This is a genomic window from Gilliamella sp. X-60 (genome assembly GCF_057063585.1).
Map to the genome: position 1 here is coordinate 13447 of NZ_JBXSQJ010000005.1, position 17838 is coordinate 31284.

Below are 17838 nucleotides of genomic sequence, written 5' to 3' on the forward strand. Positions count from 1 at the left end.
GTTAAAGGGTTATATCCGAAATAGTCAGCGTGCAAACACACTAAAATCATTTTAATCTAACCACAAGATTAATTAATGTTATCTAACAATGGCAAAAGAATTAAAAGAAAGTGATTGGTTATGTATCGCAACAGAGGGGCGCTCAGTAGATGGGCGGGAAATGATGCGGGAATGGTTGGCCAGCGCCGCACAAAATTACAATTCAGATTTTTATAGTGCTGTAATTTGGAATGAGCACAACCACCCCTTAGATCGTGTGTACCAGTCAAATCTAGGTTTAGTGCTAGAACTGAAAACCGAAGAAGAAGACGGTAAGCTAAAACTGTATGCAAAATTAGCGGCAAATAAATTTTTATTAGCATTAAACGACGACAATCAAAAGCTATTTTGCTCCGTTGAGATTACCTCCGACTTTCCCGATGTTGGTCAGTTTTATTTAACTGGGTTGGCTGTTACTGATCAGCCCGCATTACCGGGAATATCACAACTGAAATTTAGTAAGGAACGTGGGAACACCTACACAGGACTACACGAATTTAGTTTATCTACTGAACAACAAAACACAGGATCCAACACAATGACAGAAGAAGAAATTCAAGAGCTAAAAGAACAGTTAGCGGCTCAAGCCCAAAAAATTGAAGAGCTAGAAGCCGCATTAGCTGAAAAAGACGCGGAAAAAGCCGAAAAAATTGCGGAAGAATTAACAGAGCTTGCAAGTGAAACATCAGAACAAGCCGAAACCGTCGCAGAAGAAGTAACCGGCGAAGTATCTAAAGAGGAATTTACTGCTTTAAAAAAAGCAAATGTTGAGTTAACAAAAAAATTCGATGCTTTAGAAAAAAAATTCAGTCGAGCAATGACATTTAGCTCAACACCAACCCCGGACTTAAAACCAACCGTTGGTGCTGATTTAAAAATGTTTGTTTAAATGCCGGTTTTAACAGGTTTATCCAATAAAGTATCACAATCACAGGTAAAACAGGATTATATATGCTAAATCAAAATGCCGAGCAAATGCTGGCAAAATATATACATAATTTTTCATTAGCTAGTAAACGTGCTGATGTTAAGAAGTTGTTTTCATTAACTCCGCCCCAAGAAACACGACTACGACAAGCGATCATGCATCAGGTTGAATTTTTATCAAAAATCTACTGCGCAGATGTCGATCAAATTGTAGGGCAAGTTGTTCGAACAGGTGTATCACAATTATATACTGGTCGCAAAAAAGATGCTCGCTTTAGCCGTAAGGTTGGCATTGAGGGTAATGAATATAAATTATCAAAAACGGATTCTTGCGCAGTACTGACGTGGGAGCTACTTAGCCAGTGGGGGAACTCGGGGGCTGAAAATGAATTCTTTAGTTTGGTACAAACATTTATAGAGCAGTCTTTTGGGTTAGATATGCTGCGGATCGGCTTTAACGGTACACACATTGCCGATGAAACAGATCCAGATACATATCCTAACGGGGAGGATGTTAATAAAGGCTGGCATCAAATTGCGAAAGAGTGGCAAGGCGGCAAGCAAGTTCTGACAGATCCGGTTACTTTAGGTAAAAATGGTGATTATAAATCATTAGATGCAATGGCGTCAGATCTAAAAAACAGCATTCGCCCAGAGTTTCGTTTTGATCCTCGCTTAGTTGTGTTAGTTGGTACGGATCTGGTTGCCGCTGAATCATTCCGACTATATCAGCAAGCTGATAAGCCGACTGAAAAAATCGCCGCTCAGTTACTATCTGATTCTGTAGCGGGTATGCCGGCATATATCCCGCCATTCATGCCGGGCAAGCGTATGGTTGTCACTACATTACAAAATTTACACATTTATACGCAGCGTAATACTCGCCGACGTGCAGCCGAAGACGTTCAAGATCGCGAAGCGTTCGAAAGTAAATACTGGCGAATGGAAGGCTATGCGCTAGAAATACCTGAACTGTATGCCGCAATTGATGAAAACGCTGTCACAATCGAGGGCGAGCAATCGGCGGAAGTTAATCAGCTGTAAAAAAGAGGGTTGGCATGTTATCACCAATGCAAAGGCATCGAACCAAAGTACAAACACTAAACGAAATGCAACCACAAGCTGCGGTTTGTTCGTCATCACTTAGTTTGCATGTTTTAAATGAAGCACTAAAAAAAGATGCCCAGTATTTGCGGTCGCTGCCAACCATCAAAGAACGGATTGAAGAAAAACGCAACGTACTATTACCGCGCTGGCAACCTTATGCTCAAAGCTACATTGAGCAAGGGGAAGCTTATCGAAATCCAATTTTAAGTTATTGCATTGTGTGGTTATTTGATGTTGGTGAGTTTGATTTGGCAATCAAATGGGCATTTATTGCTATAAAACAAAATCAACCAACCCCTGACAATATAAAAAGCCATTTCCCTGCGTTTGTTGCCGATCAGATTTATGCTTGGGCAGAACAGCAAGCGGAGCAAGGGAATGCTATTGAGCCGTATTTTTCAATGATTTTTAACAAAGTAGCTTATGAATGGCGCATACATGAAAAAATAAAAAGCAAATGGTTTAAATTTGCCGGGCTGTTTGTTTTACGTGACGAAAGCGGACAACCCCGCGCCACGGCGGTTGATGATATAGAAGTATTGGAAAAAGCGGATCAATTATTGGCACAGGCTGAAGCTATGCATGTGCATGCACAAGTTAAAACTATGCGAGCTAGCATTGCCAGCCGAATTCGGGCGTTACCCGATCCAGACTACACAGCGAGCCAGCGCCCACAGGATGAAAAAAGAGATTTTCTAAATCATCTTTTCCAATCCTGAGCGGGCGCTTTTTAAGGATAGTCATGTTTAACGGTTTAGAAATCGATTACCAAGAAATCATTATCAAAAATGATGGTTTTTGGCCAGATATCAATATTGCCGACTTCCAAAAGTCGCGCAGCATTACAGCAGCAGTTAGCGCGGATTTAATCAGAGATGCGTTATTAACAGCAATTAGCGAGGTAAATATCTCGTTAGAGCGATTTAAAACCAAACACGTTGTCAGTGGTGTAAGTGCAATAAATGACATTAAGGGCATTAATTCAGACGGTATAAATAGCGTTACTGCGCTGTATAAAAAGGCAGTTTATTCACGTGCCAAGGCGGATTTGATCGGTGAGTTTGTGGCGATTTCAAATGTTAAACAACAAATTGACGCCAATCAAAACGAAATGGAAAGCAAATTGTTAGCAGAGGGTACAAGAGCGATTAGAGCCATTTTGGGCTATCGCCGTAGTTCGGTGGAATTAATATGAGTTTATTAACGGAATTAACCAAACACTTAGTCGATAACCTGAAACCACGCAGTCATAGCGGTTTGACGTTCAGCTCATTTATGGACAATTTAGAGATCGATCGCGTATTTAAATTAGTTACAAAACAGCCAACGGAGCAACTTTTATGCGCAAAACTGAAATACGACGCGGTAATAACATTTGACGAATTTCCGTACCGGGTTTACGACCCGTGTCTTGTTTTTGCGTTAGTCATGTGTTGGCTTGAAAGTAAAAACCGGGACGATGCGCAATTTGATAATGTTAACCCTGACATTGATGTATCCGAAAATGACGAACAAACAGCGTACTTGATGATTGCGGTACCGCTGTCAGAAGATATCACGCTGATCGAAGATGAAAGCGGATCAATACCATATAAGGGTAGGCGTTATAAATTGGGTACTGCTAGCGTTTGGGCACATCCGGATCAGGTGAATGTTAATGCAAATTAGTGGCGAATTAAACAAAGCTCAACTAAAAGAGTTACAAGAAGCTATTAAAAAGCTTGAGATGCCACCAAAGAAAAAACAACGTCTTTTGTGGCGTATAGCAAAGCTGGGCATGATTCCGGCAATAAAAAGGAATATTAAAGAACAGAAAGACTTTAATGGTTCTGATTTTAAAGAAAGGAAAGGCAAGCGTAAAAGCCCGCTTTTGAAAAAAATAGCTAAACATATAGCGGTTAGAGAAATGCCGGCGATTGAAGCGGTGAAACTCTATTTTAAAGGACATTATAAAAGCACGTCGGATAAAAATATCCCAATCGGTGTGGTTGCTGATGTGCAACAAAATGGGCGAACAATTCGACAAAATGCTAAGCAGTTTAAAAAGCAATCTAATAGCAAAAAAAAGGGTTCGATTACAAAACAACAAATTAAAAAATTAAGAGAGCTGGGACATACGCACTCAAGAAAAGGAAAAGAAGTTAAATCATCGGTTAAGTGGCTTCGTGAAAATTATTCAAAGGCACAGGCGGGCGTAGTGATAAAAAGAATGGTCGATGAGCTAGTTAAGCAATTTTGGTCAGTAAAAATTCCTAGCCGTGCGTTTGTAGGTATAACTGATAACGAATTTTCCAAAATATTAGAACGACAGCTTAAAAATATTAGCTTTGGCTGGGATGTAAAAGCCCAAAACATAAAACGAGGTAAAAATTAAATGACTTGGCCAACAATTACAATCAATCAGTTAAACCTACTTCAAGGCGAAACCGACGAAGTGGAGCGCCGATTTTTGTTTATCGGCAATGCAAATAAAAACAAAGGGCAAATTATATCGGTTAATGCCCAAACCGATTTTAACGGCGTACTTGGTAATGATGATAGCGCTCTAAAAAAAGGCGTGTTAGCTGCATTAGAAAATGCCGGTCAAAATTGGTTTGCCAGTATTGCTATTTTAAACGATGGTCAAGATTGGACTGATGCTGTAATGCAAGCCCAGCAAATCGGATCGTTTGAAGCGGTTGTTTATGCCGAAAATATCAATACCAAAGCCGAAATTAATAAAGCCATTAGTCTGCGCAAAAATTTAATTGCTAAGTATGGCCGTTGGGTTCGGTTCATTCTAGGTATCGAGGGGCTACAAGCTAACGAGACATGGGCAAAATATGAATCGCGGTTAGCAACACTACAAAACGGTATCGCTGAATATGCAATTACATTAGTCCCAATGATTTTTGGCAACGAGCCTTTTGTCAATGCTGGTCGCTCATGTAATCGTTCTGTAACTATCGCCGATGCGCTTGCACGCGTTAAAACTGGCGTTGTAAGTAATTTAGGGCGTGACACCCTGCCCGTTGATTCTGCCGGTGTTGAATTGCCATTAGCGACATTGCAAACACTAAATGCAAATCGGTATAGCGTCCCGATGTGGTATCCGGACTATGACGGTATTTATTGGGCAGATGATAGAACGCTAGACGTTGAGGGTGGTGATTATCAATCAGCCGAGACAGTACGCGTTATCGATAAAGTAGCTCGAAAAATTCGATTATTAGCGATCGCAAAAATTGCCGACGCATCATTCAATAGTTCGGCTAATTCGATAGCTGTACATCAGCAATATTTTGCTAAACCGTTGCGCGAAATGTCAATCACATCACAAATAAACGGAATTGAATTTCCGGGCGAAGTTAAAAAGCCTAAAGATGGCGACATTGTGATCACGTGGAAAACACCCAAAACCGTTGATATTTATGCAGTTGTGCGCACGCGTGATATTCCAATGCAGATAACCATCAGCTTAATGCTTGATGCGTCATTAGACCAATAGGAGTAATTAAATGGGTTCAAGAATTACAGGTAAATCGTTCGATGTCAATTTTGGCGGTGAATTAATACAAGTTAAAAGTGTGACATTAACTATCACTGATAATAGTGCCGTTGCATCAACTAACGGCGTGCCAGATGGGCATATAGCTGGATCGGTAACAGCGGAAGGCTCTATCACGTTGACTAGTAAGTATTTTAATAAGCTGGTAGCGATAGCTAGAAGTTTTGGGTCGTTTCGTGCTATGCCCGCATCTGATTTTATGTTTTATGCAGATACTGGGGACGAATCACAAAAAATAGAGGCATTCGGCTGCAAGCTAAAAATTTCGGATTTGTTAAATGCGGATAAAAGCGGTGATGATGAAACTACGCATACTATTGATTATATAGTGACATCGCCAGATTTTGTTAGCATTAACGGCGTGCCGTATTTGTCAGCGACCGATACACGCAATTTATTAAATAACTAGGCGGATTCCGACAATGACTGATGAAGATTCACTATTGGTAAAAATCGGACTAGTGGGCTTTATGCTTGGTATAGCTAAGTTGCTGGCCGGTGATGAAGCGATTACATGGCGCAAAGTGATTGGCCGGTCGTTGCTGGGAACGGGGTCATCACTGATAGCCGGGTTAATCATGATTCCCCACCCTGCCGCGTCTCAACTTGTTATTGTTGGTGCTGCGGCGCTGCTCGGCATTTTAGGGCATTCGCTCATCGAATGGGTGGTTATTACTTATATTGATAAGAAAACAAAAGGATAAAAATTGATGAAATTGATGAATTTGTCAGAACACTTTAAACGCTCAGAATTTGCATGTAAGTGTGGTTGCTGTTTTGATGATGTCAATCCGTCCCTTGTTGAAGTTTTGGAGGATGTCAGAAATCATTTTAATGCCCCAACAATAATTACTAGCGGTTGCCGTTGCAGGCAGCACAATCACACAGTAGGCGGAAAACAGCACAGCCAACACGTTTTGGGTAATGCTGCTGATATCAAAGTAAAAGGCATTAAACCGAAAACCGTGGCCGATTATTTAGAATCAAAATACCCGGATAAGTTCGGCATTGGTCGATATATTACATTTACCCATATTGATGTTCGGGTAGTTAAAGCTCGCTGGGGTTCAAATGAATAAATACAATCTGGCGATTATTGTGTTGCTTGTATTATTGATTTTTTGTTTTGGTATTTATTTTTCATCATTACAACACGATAGCAAATCACTAAAACAAATAAACAAGCTGAATTTTGAAGCAAAGCAACAACAATCAGTTATTAACAATAAATCGCAAGAGCTAGAAACTAAATTACAACAGGTAAAAACGTATGAACGACAAAATAACAAGAAAGCGCAGACCTTTGGCAATGCTGTTAATAGCAATTGCATTAGTCGTGATTTTGTCGAGCTGTTCAACAAACAAACAGCAGATTACGAGCAAATTTTATCAACAAAACACATTAACGAAGTGCGTTGAAATATTGCCAAAAATTGAGAACAACTCGGCCACTGCAATACAAAACGCATTAATTGAATGGCGCAGCATTTATATCGACTGCGCACTTAGGCACAACACTTTAGTAGAAACAATAAACGAGGTACAACATGGAAATCACACTAACAATTAACGGTACAGATATTACTTTTGAACCAACAAAATTAGCTTACAACACGTATATCAACGATATCACGATGAACGACAAAATCGCGCCCGCCACTAACTTTTTACGTCGTACTGTGTTAGCAGAAGATAAAGAGAAGTTAAACGAAATTTTAGAAAATCACGTTGGTGCAGCATTACAGATTATTGAAAAAGTCATCAAACAATACGCGCCAGATTTGGAAATTGAAGTAAAAAACTAAACAAGCGGGTAAAGAGGATTGAGCAAAATTCGTTAGAACAACTCTTGATCTTACGTCGCTACTATTTACCCGCGGAGGATGATAGTAGCGAAAATTTAGCCCGCGCTGCGTGGTTAGACAATCATTTATCAGAAGCTCAAGCGGCAGCAGTGGCAAACGGCATAGGTAAAGCGTTTAAAGGTGTTAAATAAATGTCATCATCATTAGATTTTGTAATTAAATTGACAGACAGAGTAACAAAACCGCTTAAAAGGGTTCAGGCTCAATTCAAAGCTTTTAATGCAACTGCTGCAAGCTCATTTAAAAAAATTGGTGGCGGCAGTATTGCCCTTTTTGCCGTTGCCAAAAGCATTACTGCCCTGTTGTCTCCTGCTGAAGAAATGGACAGAGCATTAAAAAACGCAAGCTTGGGCGGTGTTTCGTCAATTAATGAATTGCGAACAGCGGCAAAAAAATTCAGCTCAGAATACGGTACTAGTGCACTTGATTTTGTTAATTCCGCGTCATCAATTAAAGGGGCGTTATCGGGGATTAGTGATGCAGATGTGCCGCAGGCTGTAGCTGCTATGAATATGCTGTCAAAAGCTACCGGCGAAAGCGTGGATACATCAACCGCATACATTGAGCAAATGGCAGCTAGCTATAAGGGAACTGTTAATAAAATTGGCCAGTTAAATTTTGCTCGGCATGCTGCGGGCATTGCTGCATACGCTAAAAATAATTTTAACGTGTCAACTCAGCAACTGCAAAGCATGATGCAAAAAACAAAAGGCACAGCCGCAAATAATGGCGTAAGCATGGGAGAGCAAGCTGTCGTTTTAAGCATGGCAAGCAAAAGCTTAGGCGCTGGTGCTGCTGGCTCATATGCCGCGCTTTACAAAAATCTAGGCAAGGCCGGCAAAGAATTGGGGCTTTCTTTTGCTGATGCTAACGGCAAAATGCTATCAATGCCGGAAATTATTGCCAAAATTCAGGGTAAATTTGGCAAGGATTTATCAAAGAATATTAAGGCGCAAGAGGCGTTAGATAAAGCATTTGGTGCCGGTGCTGATATTGTAAAAACCTTGGCGAATAACTCAGATGAATTAAATCAACACGTTAAAGAAATTGGTAAGGGGCAGAATTTTAAATTAATGCAAAAAATGGCTCAAGGTAATGTTAAACCGCTAGAGCGTATTAATGCCCAATTTATGAATATTAAAGAGTCTCTTGGGCGGGCGTTGTTGCCAGTTTTAATGCCTGTTATGAATGCTATTGGTGGCATTATCGGCAAATTTGCTAAGTGGCTTGAAATGTTTCCAAATATTGCTAAGTGGATCGGTATTATCACGATCGCGCTGATAAGCTTAGCAGGTATTGCTGCTGTCTTCGCTATTATTTCGGGTGTTATATCGTTACTACTTTCCCCGATAACACTAATTATTATCGGGATTGCTGCCGTGATTGCGCTTTGTTGGGTATTTCGGAAGCAGATCGGTAACGCAATTAATTGGGTGATTGAAAAAGTAAGGGCGTTGTGGTCTGCATTTTCCGAATCGTGGGCATTTAAGATGATTTCTGGTTATTTAAAATTCACCGCAAAAATGTTTTTACTGTTTTGTAAAATAGTCAAATTCGGGATCGCTGCATGGTTTTCTCTGCTTGTTCGGCTAAATGATTCTGTTGTATCTGTATTTTCTAATGCGATCGCTATGGTGTGTAAATTCTGGGACAGTATAAAAGACTCTATATATATTCAAGTTCTTATTGCTGCATTCAACGTGTTATCGGACGCTGTTTGCTGTGTTTTTGAGTTTATCGGCGATACATTTTTATCAACAATAGATGATTTAACGGCTGGTTGGGATAGTTTTGTTGAGTTTTTTACTAATGCTGACGCATTTTCAAAAGTCGGCGATGCATTGAAAGAAGCGTTTTTGGGCGTTTTTAAAATAATTAAAAACAAAGGAATAGATGTAATTAACGATATTATTAAGGGGTTAAATTATGTCCCGGGCGTTAACATTGAACTGCTTGAATACGAAAAAATCGACGCCGCCGAACAATCACCTGTTAGCACTGCAAAATCACCAATCACAAGTACCGTAGTGCGTGACATCGATCATGGTGGATTGTCAAAAGAGATTCAAAACAGTAAATCGCAAAATATCGATAATAGTAAGAATATTCAGTCAGTCACGATCAATAATTCGCAGCCGATGACGCCTGCACAGCTGCACGAATGGCAGGAGGTCTACGGTGGATAGATATTTTGATTTACTCATTACCGATCGTGATTTTTCGTTAAATAGCGGCTATGAGCCAAATTTAGCCAAGAATCAACAAAGTATCGGGCAAGATATTAAACATGCAATTATTGAAAGCGGTTTAGCTACTGAATTAGTTGCTGAGCGCTCACCGACAATGCGTTACGACGTCTTCACTAAAATTATTTTATTAGTCGAAAGCGACCGCCGCATCGTGCCGGGCACGGCGCACATCAAAGAGGAAACCGCAGAACGGCTTTATCTGACTGCTGACACGTATGATTTTGGAAAAATTGGAGTATCGATCGATGGCTGATTATCAAAAAATGTTTGAAAAAATTCTACACGATCATGGTATGCCAGTTGACGAAAACGCTGCCCGTAAAGAGTTCGAAGAATTGACGAGGGCGGAGGGTTTAATTACAAACACGTCGAAATATTCGCCGTTTTGGCGATTAATGTCGGCTATCGTTATAAAGCCCTACATTTGGTTAAAAGATGCATTTATCAAAAATGTATTAATGAATATGTTTTTAATGACGGCTAGCGGACAGTTTTTAGATCTGTTTGCTAACGCCGTTAATTTGGAGCGTAAGCCGGCAACGTTGGCGACGGGTGAAATTTTGTTCACTAAAGCAAATAAAAATCAGGCGGTAGTTATACCTGTGGGTACTGTGATCAGCTCGCCGGAAATTAACGGGGTTACATATCAATTACAAACTACTCAAGAGTATAGCATCCCCGCCGGCGTTGAGACTGCACGTATTCCAGTGGTAGCGGTCGGCAGCGGTGAAAACTATAACCTAGCTGCTGGTTATTATCGTTTTTTAGTTGAGCAAATTGATGGGGTAACTGTTACAAACGATGATAATTGGTTGATCTCACCTGGTGCTAATATTGAATCTGATGACGATTTAAGAGATAGAACCAAGAATCAATACAATTTTGTTGGTCACTATCATACAGATGCTGTATATCGCGGCATTGTGACAACAATTACAGGTATTTCAACAAAACAAGTTTATTTTGTGCATGACGCGCCCCGTGGGCCGGGTACGGCAAATCTATACCTGTTATTAAATGACGGCGTAGATTCAAAATATTTTATCGATACAGTAAATAACTACATTATGGGGCAAGGTTACCGAGGGCATGGCGACGATTTAAAGTGCTTTGCTGTACCAGATAAGAAAATTGATATTGCTGTTACGTTATATTTTGAACGTGAGCAACAACCTATCGACATCAATCAATACGTATTAAACGTTGAGCATTTTATACGTTGTGCGTTCCGCCAAAATAATGACTATAACGTAACGCAGGTAAATGCCTATTCACGTTTTAGCATCTCAAAATTAAACGAAGAACTGCACGAGCAATTTAACGAGTTACATTCGATTGTATTTAACATCTCCGACATTGTCAGCGAGCTAGAAGTGCCAAGACTTCGAACTCTAACAATTAATACCGAGGTCGCAGAATGAAACTAAAAATCAAGCTGCCCGTTTGGATGAACAAGGGCGAACCGTTAAAGCTTGCTAATGCCGCGGTTAAGTACTGGGATCGTATGTATCAATGGTTAAAATTCCCGGTTATGCAGTTCGACCCGTTAACATGCGACGAGCGATTATTATTTTTATATGCATATCAACGCGATGTTAAACGACTAAATAACGAACCGCTAGCACTATATCGAAAGCGCATTAAGCACGCATATGCTAATGCGACAGACTCGGGATCCGTTGTTGGTTTTAAAAATATATTTGAGCGTTTAGAAATTGGTACAGTTCAAATATTAGAACGTCAAAGCGGTTATGACTGGGACGTTATTATCTTGCGATTATCTGATAACCAATTAACAAATAACCGCGATTTGTTAACTGAAATTATCAGGCAATACGGGCGTACATGTCGGCGTTATTTTTTTGAAATTGTTCACGTGCAGCCGATGCGGTTTAGGTGCGGTGATTTTAATAACAATCAGCATTACAACGGTTCTAAATTTGATTTTAAACGAATACATACCACAACAGTAATTTTAAAAGTGGGCGGATTTGGTGAAGTAAAAGAATTTTATGGAGTACAACAATGAGTAAAACGGCAATAGTAAGAACGGGCGAACAGTTTTTTATAAAACAATTGAGCAAGTCACAACCGATTAAGCTTGATCGTGTAATTTTTGCAAATATTAGCGGAATCAATGGCGACACTGAAATCGATTTAAACGGTTCAATGCCTGACGCAAGTCAAATCGTACATACTGCCCCAGTAACACAATCGGGGTTATTGAATGATAAAACAGTAGTTTATTCTGTTATTTTAGATACAAATATCGGCGATTTTTCGTTTAACTATATTGGGCTTGTCAACGCAGAAACTAACACGCTATGCATGGTGATGCACACCGATCTAACACGAAAAATAAAGACTGCGGGGCAACGTCAAGGTAACACAATCACGGAATCAATTTGGTTAGAAATTGATAATGCATCTGAATCGACGGGGATTACTGTCAATGCTCAGACGTGGCAGATCGATTATTCAAAACGTTTAGCTGGCGAAGATGAACGCATTCGATTAACTAATTATGATTTATATAATCGATTAGCAATTCATGACGGTTTTACAATAACCAAGAATAATAATCAATTAACAATTTCGGCGGGGCTTGCATATGTTGCCGGTTTACGAGTTAATCACACAACTCAAACATCAATAGAAATTGAAAACAATCAATCGTTATATATTGATGCTTGGCTAACTGGCACTGTAACAGGTGAATGGTCTGTAAACTATAATTTAATTGCGGGCACTAATTTACGTGATTACGAACAAAATGGATTTAAGCACTATGTCGAACGCGTTGCATCAGTTGATGCAAGCGGCAAGCTAGTTGTTGTTAAGCCGAAATCATTTATCACAACGTACGATCATGCGACAACTGAAAAAGTGGGAATAGTTAAACTCAGTTCAGAAATTAACAGCACATCAGAAACCGAATCGGCTACGCTGTTAGCAGTTAAAAAAGTAAATGATAATGCTACTACGGCAGGCAATAACGCAGTTTCAGCGAATAACAATGCTAACGATGCACACAATAGAATCAATGCGATAACTGATAAATTTCAGTCTGATGAACTTGAATCACGAATATGTTCTCCTGATAAGAGGTTTTATCTAATTGTTCGTAATGACGGGGTTGTTGGTATGTACAACACGGTTAGGGGTACACTGCCGTGGGGGTTCGCTGAGGATGGCGTTCTTGGTGAGGGGTACGTTCCGGCGCATCGGGTGTTAAATCTAGAACAATATATTAGAAATTTTACACTGCCGGCAGGTATTCCTCTACCGTGGCCGCACGACCGACCTCCGGCGGGGTGGTTTGAGTGCAACGGCGCTCAATTCAATGTAAATCAATTTCCGAGATTGGGCAGTGTTTATCATTGGGGTCAACTACCTGACTTACGAGGTGAATTTATTCGAGGTTGGGATAACGCACGAGGAGCAGATCCATACAGAGTTATATTGAGCTGGCAGAGTGATGCTATCAGAAATATTTGGGGAAGTATTTTTGGAACTAACGACCCCGCTCACGGTTTTATTGGTGATGTTGTTTCCACAGGTGGAACATTCAGAGTTAATGGAGTCGGAAAGAAACAAGCACTCCCAAATAATGGTGGTCCAACGTGGGGATGCGAAGAGATTGTTTTTGATCCGTCGATAGCGTCACCGATATCACATGATAACCACCCTCGCAACGTCGCATTTATGTACATAGTTAAAGCAGAATAATATCAGGAGATTTATATAATGAAATATCAATTACAACCAGAAACAGCTATTTTGGACGAGAACGGACTAACAACAAAAGCGGGTTGGGCTGTGATTTATAATGTTGATTCCAAGGGGGAGTATTCGGGTGCTACATATCAGTATTTGCCGGTTGGTGTTGGTGTGCCAGCTAACTCCTATTTAGATGCGCCGAAGCCAGTTAAAGACGGTAAAGCAATTGTTAGAGTTGGTGACAAATGGACATACCCAGCCGATCATCGGGGCAAAAAAATCTATTCAACTGAAACAGGTGCAGAATCAACAGTAACCGAAATCGGCGATATTCCGAATGATTACACGCTGTTAAAGCCGTCAAGCGAATTTGATAGCTGGGACGGTGAAAAATGGGTGTTAGACGAAAATAAACAGCACCAGCACTATGTAGCTGTAGCAACAGCACAAAAACGACAATTGTTAAATGAAGCTAGCTCACAAATTGATTATCTACAAGATGCGATTGATACTGATATTGCTACCGACGAAGAAAAAGCGTTATACACTGCTTGGAAAAAGTATCGTGCATTATTAAATCGTATTGACGTCGATACTGCGCCAGAAGTTGATTGGCCAGAAAAGCCGGAGTAATTCTATGTGGTGTGATAAAACATTTTCATTAGCAAAATATAAGCCGATGAGCTTTGAAGTTGTAGCAATTGAGCCGTACAAAGTCACTAATAGCAAATTTTTATCACCCGAAGAAGCAATCAGGGCGTTATTAGCAAAAATCGACAGCATAACGCCGGTTGCTGTTATATTGATATCATCTGTAACAGAAGCCGGTTTTATTGGTCAATTGACAGCATTGAGCCAATGCTGGGATTTGCCCGAAATTAAGCGTGCACTGAGAACAGCTAAAACAGTACAGGACTTGGATGTCACAAAAATGGTTATACCGAATCCGGCTGATCGTAAAGTTGTAAAGCAATTATCATCAAGCAATACACGTGCAATCGTTAACGCTCAAACTTTAAAGGCAGCACAAAACGCAGCTAAAGCATCAATTGATAGCGTAATGAGTGAATTACAGCGGTTTGCACAGCAAAAAGAAGCTGTTTTAAATAAAATTGCAAGTCAGACGAAGTCATTAACTGGCGGTAGTATTGATATAACATTTTTTCACGGTTTGCCGTGCGATCTCTATAAAGAGTTACCAAATAAAGAGCATATTTTCACTTTTTTACTAGCATTTTCAGATAACAATTTAAAGCCAATATTGGATTTAGTACATGATAGAAAACTCATCGAATAACGGAGCTGCGGGTAGCGTCGATAATATTGTATTAGCGTTGGATGGTGAATCCATTATATTAAAAAACCCGTCTTTTTCTGCCGAGTATGATTTGCCGGAAGAAGACCAAAGCGGGCAATCATCATCGACTAACAGCAGCGAAAAGGGCATCAAGCCCAAAAAATTAAGCGTTAACGGACTAATTGAATATTCAACACCGGACCGACTAAGCCGATTGATTGAATTGTCATATCAAACCGAAAAAGGCGGAGCTAAAAAATTATATCGTGTTGCCAATGCAACGGCTAACGTTATAAATTTACGTGAAGCTGTTTTCAGTGGCAAAGTTTCGGTTTCTCCCCATTCCACGCTATTAGCATGGCAAGTTAGTTTTACGCTATCAGAACGTAAATCAGTGCCCGAGAAACGAGAAGCAAGAGCACAACAGCGAGCAGTTGAAAACGGTGACGAGAGCGTCGGCGCAATAATTGAAGAAATGCCGGCCGAGCAGGACGAAAAAGACGGGCTTTCTTGGTTTGAAGAAAATATTTTAGCTAAAGCTGATGGTGTTATGTAAATGAAAATAAATAAACATGCAATTATTAACAATGAACGCATTCAAATTATTGACTGTAATATTGTGCTAGAATTAAATGCGTGCGGACGAGGCTTTATTACAGTTCCAGCTAATTGTAATTGTGATTCATTTAAAAACAAAACATTGATAATAAACGTTGGTTATGGCAATAATTTGCAACGATTTTTTACTGGTTATATCGAAAGCTCACAAGCTGCGGCAAGCAACACTAAAAAGCTATTTATACGCGAATTAATCGGTTGTTATCAACAAACAATTGATTGTTCATTTCAGCATCCAACGTTAAAAGTTGTTACTGAGTATCTAACATCAAAAAATGGGCTGCAGTTCGATTTACCGGGTGCTGATTATGTTAATACAAAAATCCCGCACTTTAAGCACGCCGGAACTGGCTATCACTTATTGCAAGAAATCGGTAGAGCTTTCAACATTCCAGAATATACCTTTTTTCAAACGCCGACAGGAAAAATCTATTGCGGTAGCTATAATGATAGCTATTTTAATGATAAAGACATTAAGCTTGGCGATAATTTAAATAAAATCGCATCTTCAACAGCCGGATCTAACATTGTTGAAATTCCACTAGTGCCAAAGTTGCGCCCGGGCGTTAAAATTAATGGTAGAAAAGTATCTATTGTTAATCTGATTAACGATAACATGACAATAACCTTTGAGGACGCATCGGGGAAAAAGTCGGCAACACGGCGACAAATTGAAAAAGAATTCCCCGAACTTGCCGATGGTTATCATCTGTCAAAAATGGCCAAGGTTGTAGCAATTTCTGACGAAACCAATCTTGGCGATATCTCTACCCCATTCCGCCCCAAGTACGCCGTTAATGTGCAGTTATTAGATGAAAACGGCAAAGAATCAACGACGCCAGTTTATAAAGCTGTGCCTTTGCCTGTAACGAATATTGGGGCGGAAGGTGGAGCGTATCATTATCCCGAAGAGGGTGCGGAAGTAGAAATAGGGTTTATTAACGGTAAGCCCGATCAGCCGGTTATACGAAACATTTACCCGAATAACAAAACAATGCCAAACATCAAAAAGGACGAGCATTTATTGCAACAGCGTGCTGAGGTTTTTACAAAGATTGACAACGTCGGCAATATGATACGTGAAAGCGATCAGACTGTGACAGATAACGCCCGCGATTATTGTTTAAATAGCGATTCATCAACTGAAAAAACAACAACGAAAATAACAACAGTTAACGCTAATTATACTATCAACACGTACAGTAATTATAGGTTATCTGCGAACACTATAACGCAGCTCGCACTAAAAGATTATACAATTGGAACTAATTCGAATTTTGTGCAGTTTGTTGCTAATAATTATTCATTAACAGTAAACGGCAATCAAACGATATCAGTAAAAAATAAAATTGATATCACAGCAAGCGAAATCAAAGAACAGATTAAAACAATTCGCCAAAGCATCGCTGGCGCAAAACAAGAAATTATCGCCCCTCAAGTTTGGATTGGTAGCGGTGAGATAAATGTATCGCAATTGATGTTAGACACGTTAGAACTGATTGAGCGGCTAGCTGATTTAACAGCGCAGCATACACACCCGAACACTAGCACGCCAATCAACGCCGGCGCAATTGTTGGCGTAAAAACTGATGCAATAAATCTAGATAAAAAATACTCGCCAGTAATTGCAAAATAATACGTTGTGCCCTCACCTCGCCCACGAACGTGGGCTTTTTTATAGTGAACCTCTATATAACTTTATTGCTTCTTCGATAACCATGCCTTGCGATTTGCCTGTGCTTTTGCTTAGCTCCGCAATCATCTCTATTGTTTCAATCGATAACTTATATCCCTTAGGTTTTACACCTCTTTTCTTGTCACTTCGTTTTTGAATTTCAGCCCTTGATAATGCCATATTTGCCGCCTTGATTTTTTATCAATCAGTTGTTATATTAAGGTCATCGGCGGGGTCGCACCCCCGCCTTTGATTGGAACTAGTAAACTGGTAATGATACCGTTAATAGAACCAAGAGAATTAAGATCCTAACCATCTTTTTTCTCCCTTAAGCCCCCATCGAAAGCTGGGGGTTTGCTTTATCAGCACCCTGCTGATGTTTATAATTATAGATGCACCTACCAATAAAGTCAACACTTTTCTAGATATTTTTTAAACAAAATCAAAATAAATCAATAATCCACCTGAGCTATTGCTATTTTTATACCTGAATTATTAAAAATAAATAATCGGGGACAAAATCGATCGTGTGACCCAAAGCGTGCTACACCGCACCCGCCTACAGGGTTTTTGCATGAAATTTTTTTCAGTTGGATTTTATTACAAAACAAAGCTCAATTGCTTATTGAAAAAAGGATCTTAAAGGATCGTATAAAACTGAAATAAATGAAATACTTTTCAATATTTTTCAGTTTTTAACTTATAAAAAAGATCGTATTAAATAATTAATATAATGATAAATAATAATATTTTTATTTTATGTGATGTTTGGAACCTAGATCACGAAATTAATA

At 39.7% G+C, this 17838-nt stretch carries 23 protein-coding genes; 22 read left to right on the plus strand and 1 reads right to left on the minus strand.

What is annotated here, in order from left to right; all coding sequences use genetic code 11:
* Window positions 1-88 precede the first annotated feature (88 nt).
* From ACYIAM_RS04045 to ACYIAM_RS04150, 22 genes are all read left to right on the plus strand, one after another.
* Entirely contained in the window at window positions 89-928 is an 840-nt protein-coding gene (locus tag ACYIAM_RS04045) for a GPO family capsid scaffolding protein (RefSeq protein ID WP_483557971.1), read from the plus strand.
* Window positions 929-990: 62 nt separating this feature from the next.
* Window positions 991-2010 carry a phage major capsid protein, P2 family gene (locus tag ACYIAM_RS04050; protein WP_483557969.1) on the plus strand — a complete coding sequence of 340 codons (1020 nt, stop codon included), beginning with the start codon at window positions 991-993 and terminating at the stop codon, window positions 2008-2010.
* Window positions 2011-2024: 14 nt separating this feature from the next.
* Window positions 2025-2792 carry a phage terminase small subunit gene (gpM, locus tag ACYIAM_RS04055; protein WP_483747350.1) on the plus strand — a complete coding sequence of 256 codons (768 nt, stop codon included), beginning with the start codon at window positions 2025-2027 and terminating at the stop codon, window positions 2790-2792.
* Between the two features lie 23 nt (window positions 2793-2815).
* Window positions 2816-3268 (plus strand): head completion/stabilization protein, encoded by a 453-nt coding sequence (locus ACYIAM_RS04060; protein ID WP_483747351.1) that lies wholly within the window; start codon window positions 2816-2818, stop codon window positions 3266-3268.
* Window positions 3265-3741 (plus strand): phage tail protein, encoded by a 477-nt coding sequence (locus ACYIAM_RS04065; RefSeq protein WP_483747352.1) that lies wholly within the window; start codon window positions 3265-3267, stop codon window positions 3739-3741. Before ACYIAM_RS04060 ends, ACYIAM_RS04065 begins: the two co-directional genes overlap by 4 nt.
* On the plus strand, window positions 3731-4447 hold the full coding sequence (locus ACYIAM_RS04070) for a hypothetical protein (RefSeq protein ID WP_483747353.1): 717 nt from the start codon (window positions 3731-3733) through the stop codon (window positions 4445-4447). Before ACYIAM_RS04065 ends, ACYIAM_RS04070 begins: the two co-directional genes overlap by 11 nt.
* The gene (locus ACYIAM_RS04075) at window positions 4448-5560 is read left to right on the plus strand and encodes a DUF2586 domain-containing protein (RefSeq protein ID WP_483747354.1); all 1113 of its coding nucleotides are present in this window, start codon (window positions 4448-4450) and stop codon (window positions 5558-5560) included. It begins immediately after the preceding gene.
* Between the two features lie 10 nt (window positions 5561-5570).
* A complete protein-coding gene (locus tag ACYIAM_RS04080) occupies window positions 5571-6029 on the plus strand; it encodes a phage protein (RefSeq protein WP_483557957.1) in 459 nt (152 codons plus the stop codon).
* Window positions 6030-6042: 13 nt separating this feature from the next.
* Window positions 6043-6324: a phage holin family protein gene (locus tag ACYIAM_RS04085; protein ID WP_483557955.1), complete on the plus strand. Its 282-nt coding sequence runs from the start codon at window positions 6043-6045 to the stop codon at window positions 6322-6324.
* 15 nt (window positions 6325-6339) lie between these two features.
* The gene (locus ACYIAM_RS04090) at window positions 6340-6699 is read left to right on the plus strand and encodes a D-Ala-D-Ala carboxypeptidase family metallohydrolase (RefSeq protein WP_483558403.1); all 360 of its coding nucleotides are present in this window, start codon (window positions 6340-6342) and stop codon (window positions 6697-6699) included.
* Window positions 6692-7039 (plus strand): hypothetical protein, encoded by a 348-nt coding sequence (locus tag ACYIAM_RS04095; RefSeq protein WP_483747355.1) that lies wholly within the window; start codon window positions 6692-6694, stop codon window positions 7037-7039. The genes ACYIAM_RS04090 and ACYIAM_RS04095 overlap by 8 nt, the downstream gene beginning before the upstream one ends.
* Before the next feature lie 128 nt (window positions 7040-7167).
* Complete coding sequence (locus ACYIAM_RS04100; protein ID WP_483747356.1) at window positions 7168-7425, plus strand: putative phage tail assembly chaperone; 258 nt, start codon at window positions 7168-7170, stop codon at window positions 7423-7425.
* Between the two features lie 44 nt (window positions 7426-7469).
* Window positions 7470-7616, plus strand: a complete 147-nt coding sequence (locus ACYIAM_RS04105) for a DUF6890 family protein (RefSeq protein ID WP_483747357.1) — start codon at window positions 7470-7472, stop codon at window positions 7614-7616.
* Window positions 7617-9671 carry a phage tail tape measure protein gene (locus tag ACYIAM_RS04110; RefSeq protein WP_483747358.1) on the plus strand — a complete coding sequence of 685 codons (2055 nt, stop codon included), beginning with the start codon at window positions 7617-7619 and terminating at the stop codon, window positions 9669-9671.
* A complete protein-coding gene (locus ACYIAM_RS04115; protein WP_483747359.1) occupies window positions 9664-9987 on the plus strand; it encodes a DUF2590 family protein in 324 nt (107 codons plus the stop codon). The genes ACYIAM_RS04110 and ACYIAM_RS04115 overlap by 8 nt, the downstream gene beginning before the upstream one ends.
* Window positions 9980-11155, plus strand: coding sequence for a baseplate J/gp47 family protein (locus ACYIAM_RS04120; protein WP_483747360.1), 1176 nt, complete (start codon window positions 9980-9982; stop codon window positions 11153-11155). The genes ACYIAM_RS04115 and ACYIAM_RS04120 overlap by 8 nt, the downstream gene beginning before the upstream one ends.
* Complete coding sequence (locus tag ACYIAM_RS04125; protein ID WP_483747361.1) at window positions 11152-11763, plus strand: phage tail protein; 612 nt, start codon at window positions 11152-11154, stop codon at window positions 11761-11763. Before ACYIAM_RS04120 ends, ACYIAM_RS04125 begins: the two co-directional genes overlap by 4 nt.
* Complete coding sequence (locus tag ACYIAM_RS04130) at window positions 11760-13463, plus strand: phage tail-collar fiber domain-containing protein (protein WP_483747362.1); 1704 nt, start codon at window positions 11760-11762, stop codon at window positions 13461-13463. The genes ACYIAM_RS04125 and ACYIAM_RS04130 overlap by 4 nt, the downstream gene beginning before the upstream one ends.
* A gap of 18 nt (window positions 13464-13481) precedes the next feature.
* Window positions 13482-14087: a tail fiber assembly protein gene (locus tag ACYIAM_RS04135; RefSeq protein WP_483747363.1), complete on the plus strand. Its 606-nt coding sequence runs from the start codon at window positions 13482-13484 to the stop codon at window positions 14085-14087.
* A gap of 4 nt (window positions 14088-14091) precedes the next feature.
* A complete protein-coding gene (locus tag ACYIAM_RS04140; RefSeq protein WP_483747364.1) occupies window positions 14092-14751 on the plus strand; it encodes a hypothetical protein in 660 nt (219 codons plus the stop codon).
* Complete coding sequence (locus tag ACYIAM_RS04145) at window positions 14729-15307, plus strand: baseplate complex protein (RefSeq protein ID WP_483747365.1); 579 nt, start codon at window positions 14729-14731, stop codon at window positions 15305-15307. The genes ACYIAM_RS04140 and ACYIAM_RS04145 overlap by 23 nt, the downstream gene beginning before the upstream one ends.
* Complete coding sequence (locus ACYIAM_RS04150) at window positions 15308-17005, plus strand: hypothetical protein (RefSeq protein WP_483747366.1); 1698 nt, start codon at window positions 15308-15310, stop codon at window positions 17003-17005.
* A gap of 39 nt (window positions 17006-17044) precedes the next feature.
* On the opposite strand, the gene ACYIAM_RS04155 is transcribed toward ACYIAM_RS04150, so the two are convergent.
* On the minus strand, window positions 17045-17224 hold the full coding sequence (locus ACYIAM_RS04155; RefSeq protein WP_483747367.1) for a ribbon-helix-helix domain-containing protein: 180 nt from the start codon (window positions 17222-17224) through the stop codon (window positions 17045-17047).
* Window positions 17225-17838 lie beyond the last annotated feature (614 nt).

Coding starts and splice junctions, on each gene's coding strand:
- ACYIAM_RS04120 (WP_483747360.1), top strand. CDS start 9,980: ATGGCTGATTATCAAAAAATGTTTGAAAAAATTCTACACGATCATGGT.
- ACYIAM_RS04130 (WP_483747362.1), top strand. CDS start 11,760: ATGAGTAAAACGGCAATAGTAAGAACGGGCGAACAGTTTTTTATAAAA.
- ACYIAM_RS04110 (WP_483747358.1), top strand. CDS start 7,617: ATGTCATCATCATTAGATTTTGTAATTAAATTGACAGACAGAGTAACA.
- ACYIAM_RS04085 (WP_483557955.1), top strand. CDS start 6,043: ATGACTGATGAAGATTCACTATTGGTAAAAATCGGACTAGTGGGCTTT.
- ACYIAM_RS04070 (WP_483747353.1), top strand. CDS start 3,731: ATGCAAATTAGTGGCGAATTAAACAAAGCTCAACTAAAAGAGTTACAA.
- ACYIAM_RS04125 (WP_483747361.1), top strand. CDS start 11,152: ATGAAACTAAAAATCAAGCTGCCCGTTTGGATGAACAAGGGCGAACCG.
- ACYIAM_RS04045 (WP_483557971.1), top strand. CDS start 89: ATGGCAAAAGAATTAAAAGAAAGTGATTGGTTATGTATCGCAACAGAG.
- ACYIAM_RS04065 (WP_483747352.1), top strand. CDS start 3,265: ATGAGTTTATTAACGGAATTAACCAAACACTTAGTCGATAACCTGAAA.
- ACYIAM_RS04155 (WP_483747367.1), bottom strand. CDS start 17,224: ATGGCATTATCAAGGGCTGAAATTCAAAAACGAAGTGACAAGAAAAGA.
- ACYIAM_RS04060 (WP_483747351.1), top strand. CDS start 2,816: ATGTTTAACGGTTTAGAAATCGATTACCAAGAAATCATTATCAAAAAT.
- ACYIAM_RS04145 (WP_483747365.1), top strand. CDS start 14,729: ATGATAGAAAACTCATCGAATAACGGAGCTGCGGGTAGCGTCGATAAT.
- ACYIAM_RS04135 (WP_483747363.1), top strand. CDS start 13,482: ATGAAATATCAATTACAACCAGAAACAGCTATTTTGGACGAGAACGGA.
- ACYIAM_RS04050 (WP_483557969.1), top strand. CDS start 991: ATGCTAAATCAAAATGCCGAGCAAATGCTGGCAAAATATATACATAAT.
- ACYIAM_RS04090 (WP_483558403.1), top strand. CDS start 6,340: ATGAATTTGTCAGAACACTTTAAACGCTCAGAATTTGCATGTAAGTGT.
- ACYIAM_RS04095 (WP_483747355.1), top strand. CDS start 6,692: ATGAATAAATACAATCTGGCGATTATTGTGTTGCTTGTATTATTGATT.
- ACYIAM_RS04140 (WP_483747364.1), top strand. CDS start 14,092: ATGTGGTGTGATAAAACATTTTCATTAGCAAAATATAAGCCGATGAGC.
- gpM (WP_483747350.1), top strand. CDS start 2,025: ATGTTATCACCAATGCAAAGGCATCGAACCAAAGTACAAACACTAAAC.
- ACYIAM_RS04100 (WP_483747356.1), top strand. CDS start 7,168: ATGGAAATCACACTAACAATTAACGGTACAGATATTACTTTTGAACCA.
- ACYIAM_RS04075 (WP_483747354.1), top strand. CDS start 4,448: ATGACTTGGCCAACAATTACAATCAATCAGTTAAACCTACTTCAAGGC.
- ACYIAM_RS04080 (WP_483557957.1), top strand. CDS start 5,571: ATGGGTTCAAGAATTACAGGTAAATCGTTCGATGTCAATTTTGGCGGT.
- ACYIAM_RS04150 (WP_483747366.1), top strand. CDS start 15,308: ATGAAAATAAATAAACATGCAATTATTAACAATGAACGCATTCAAATT.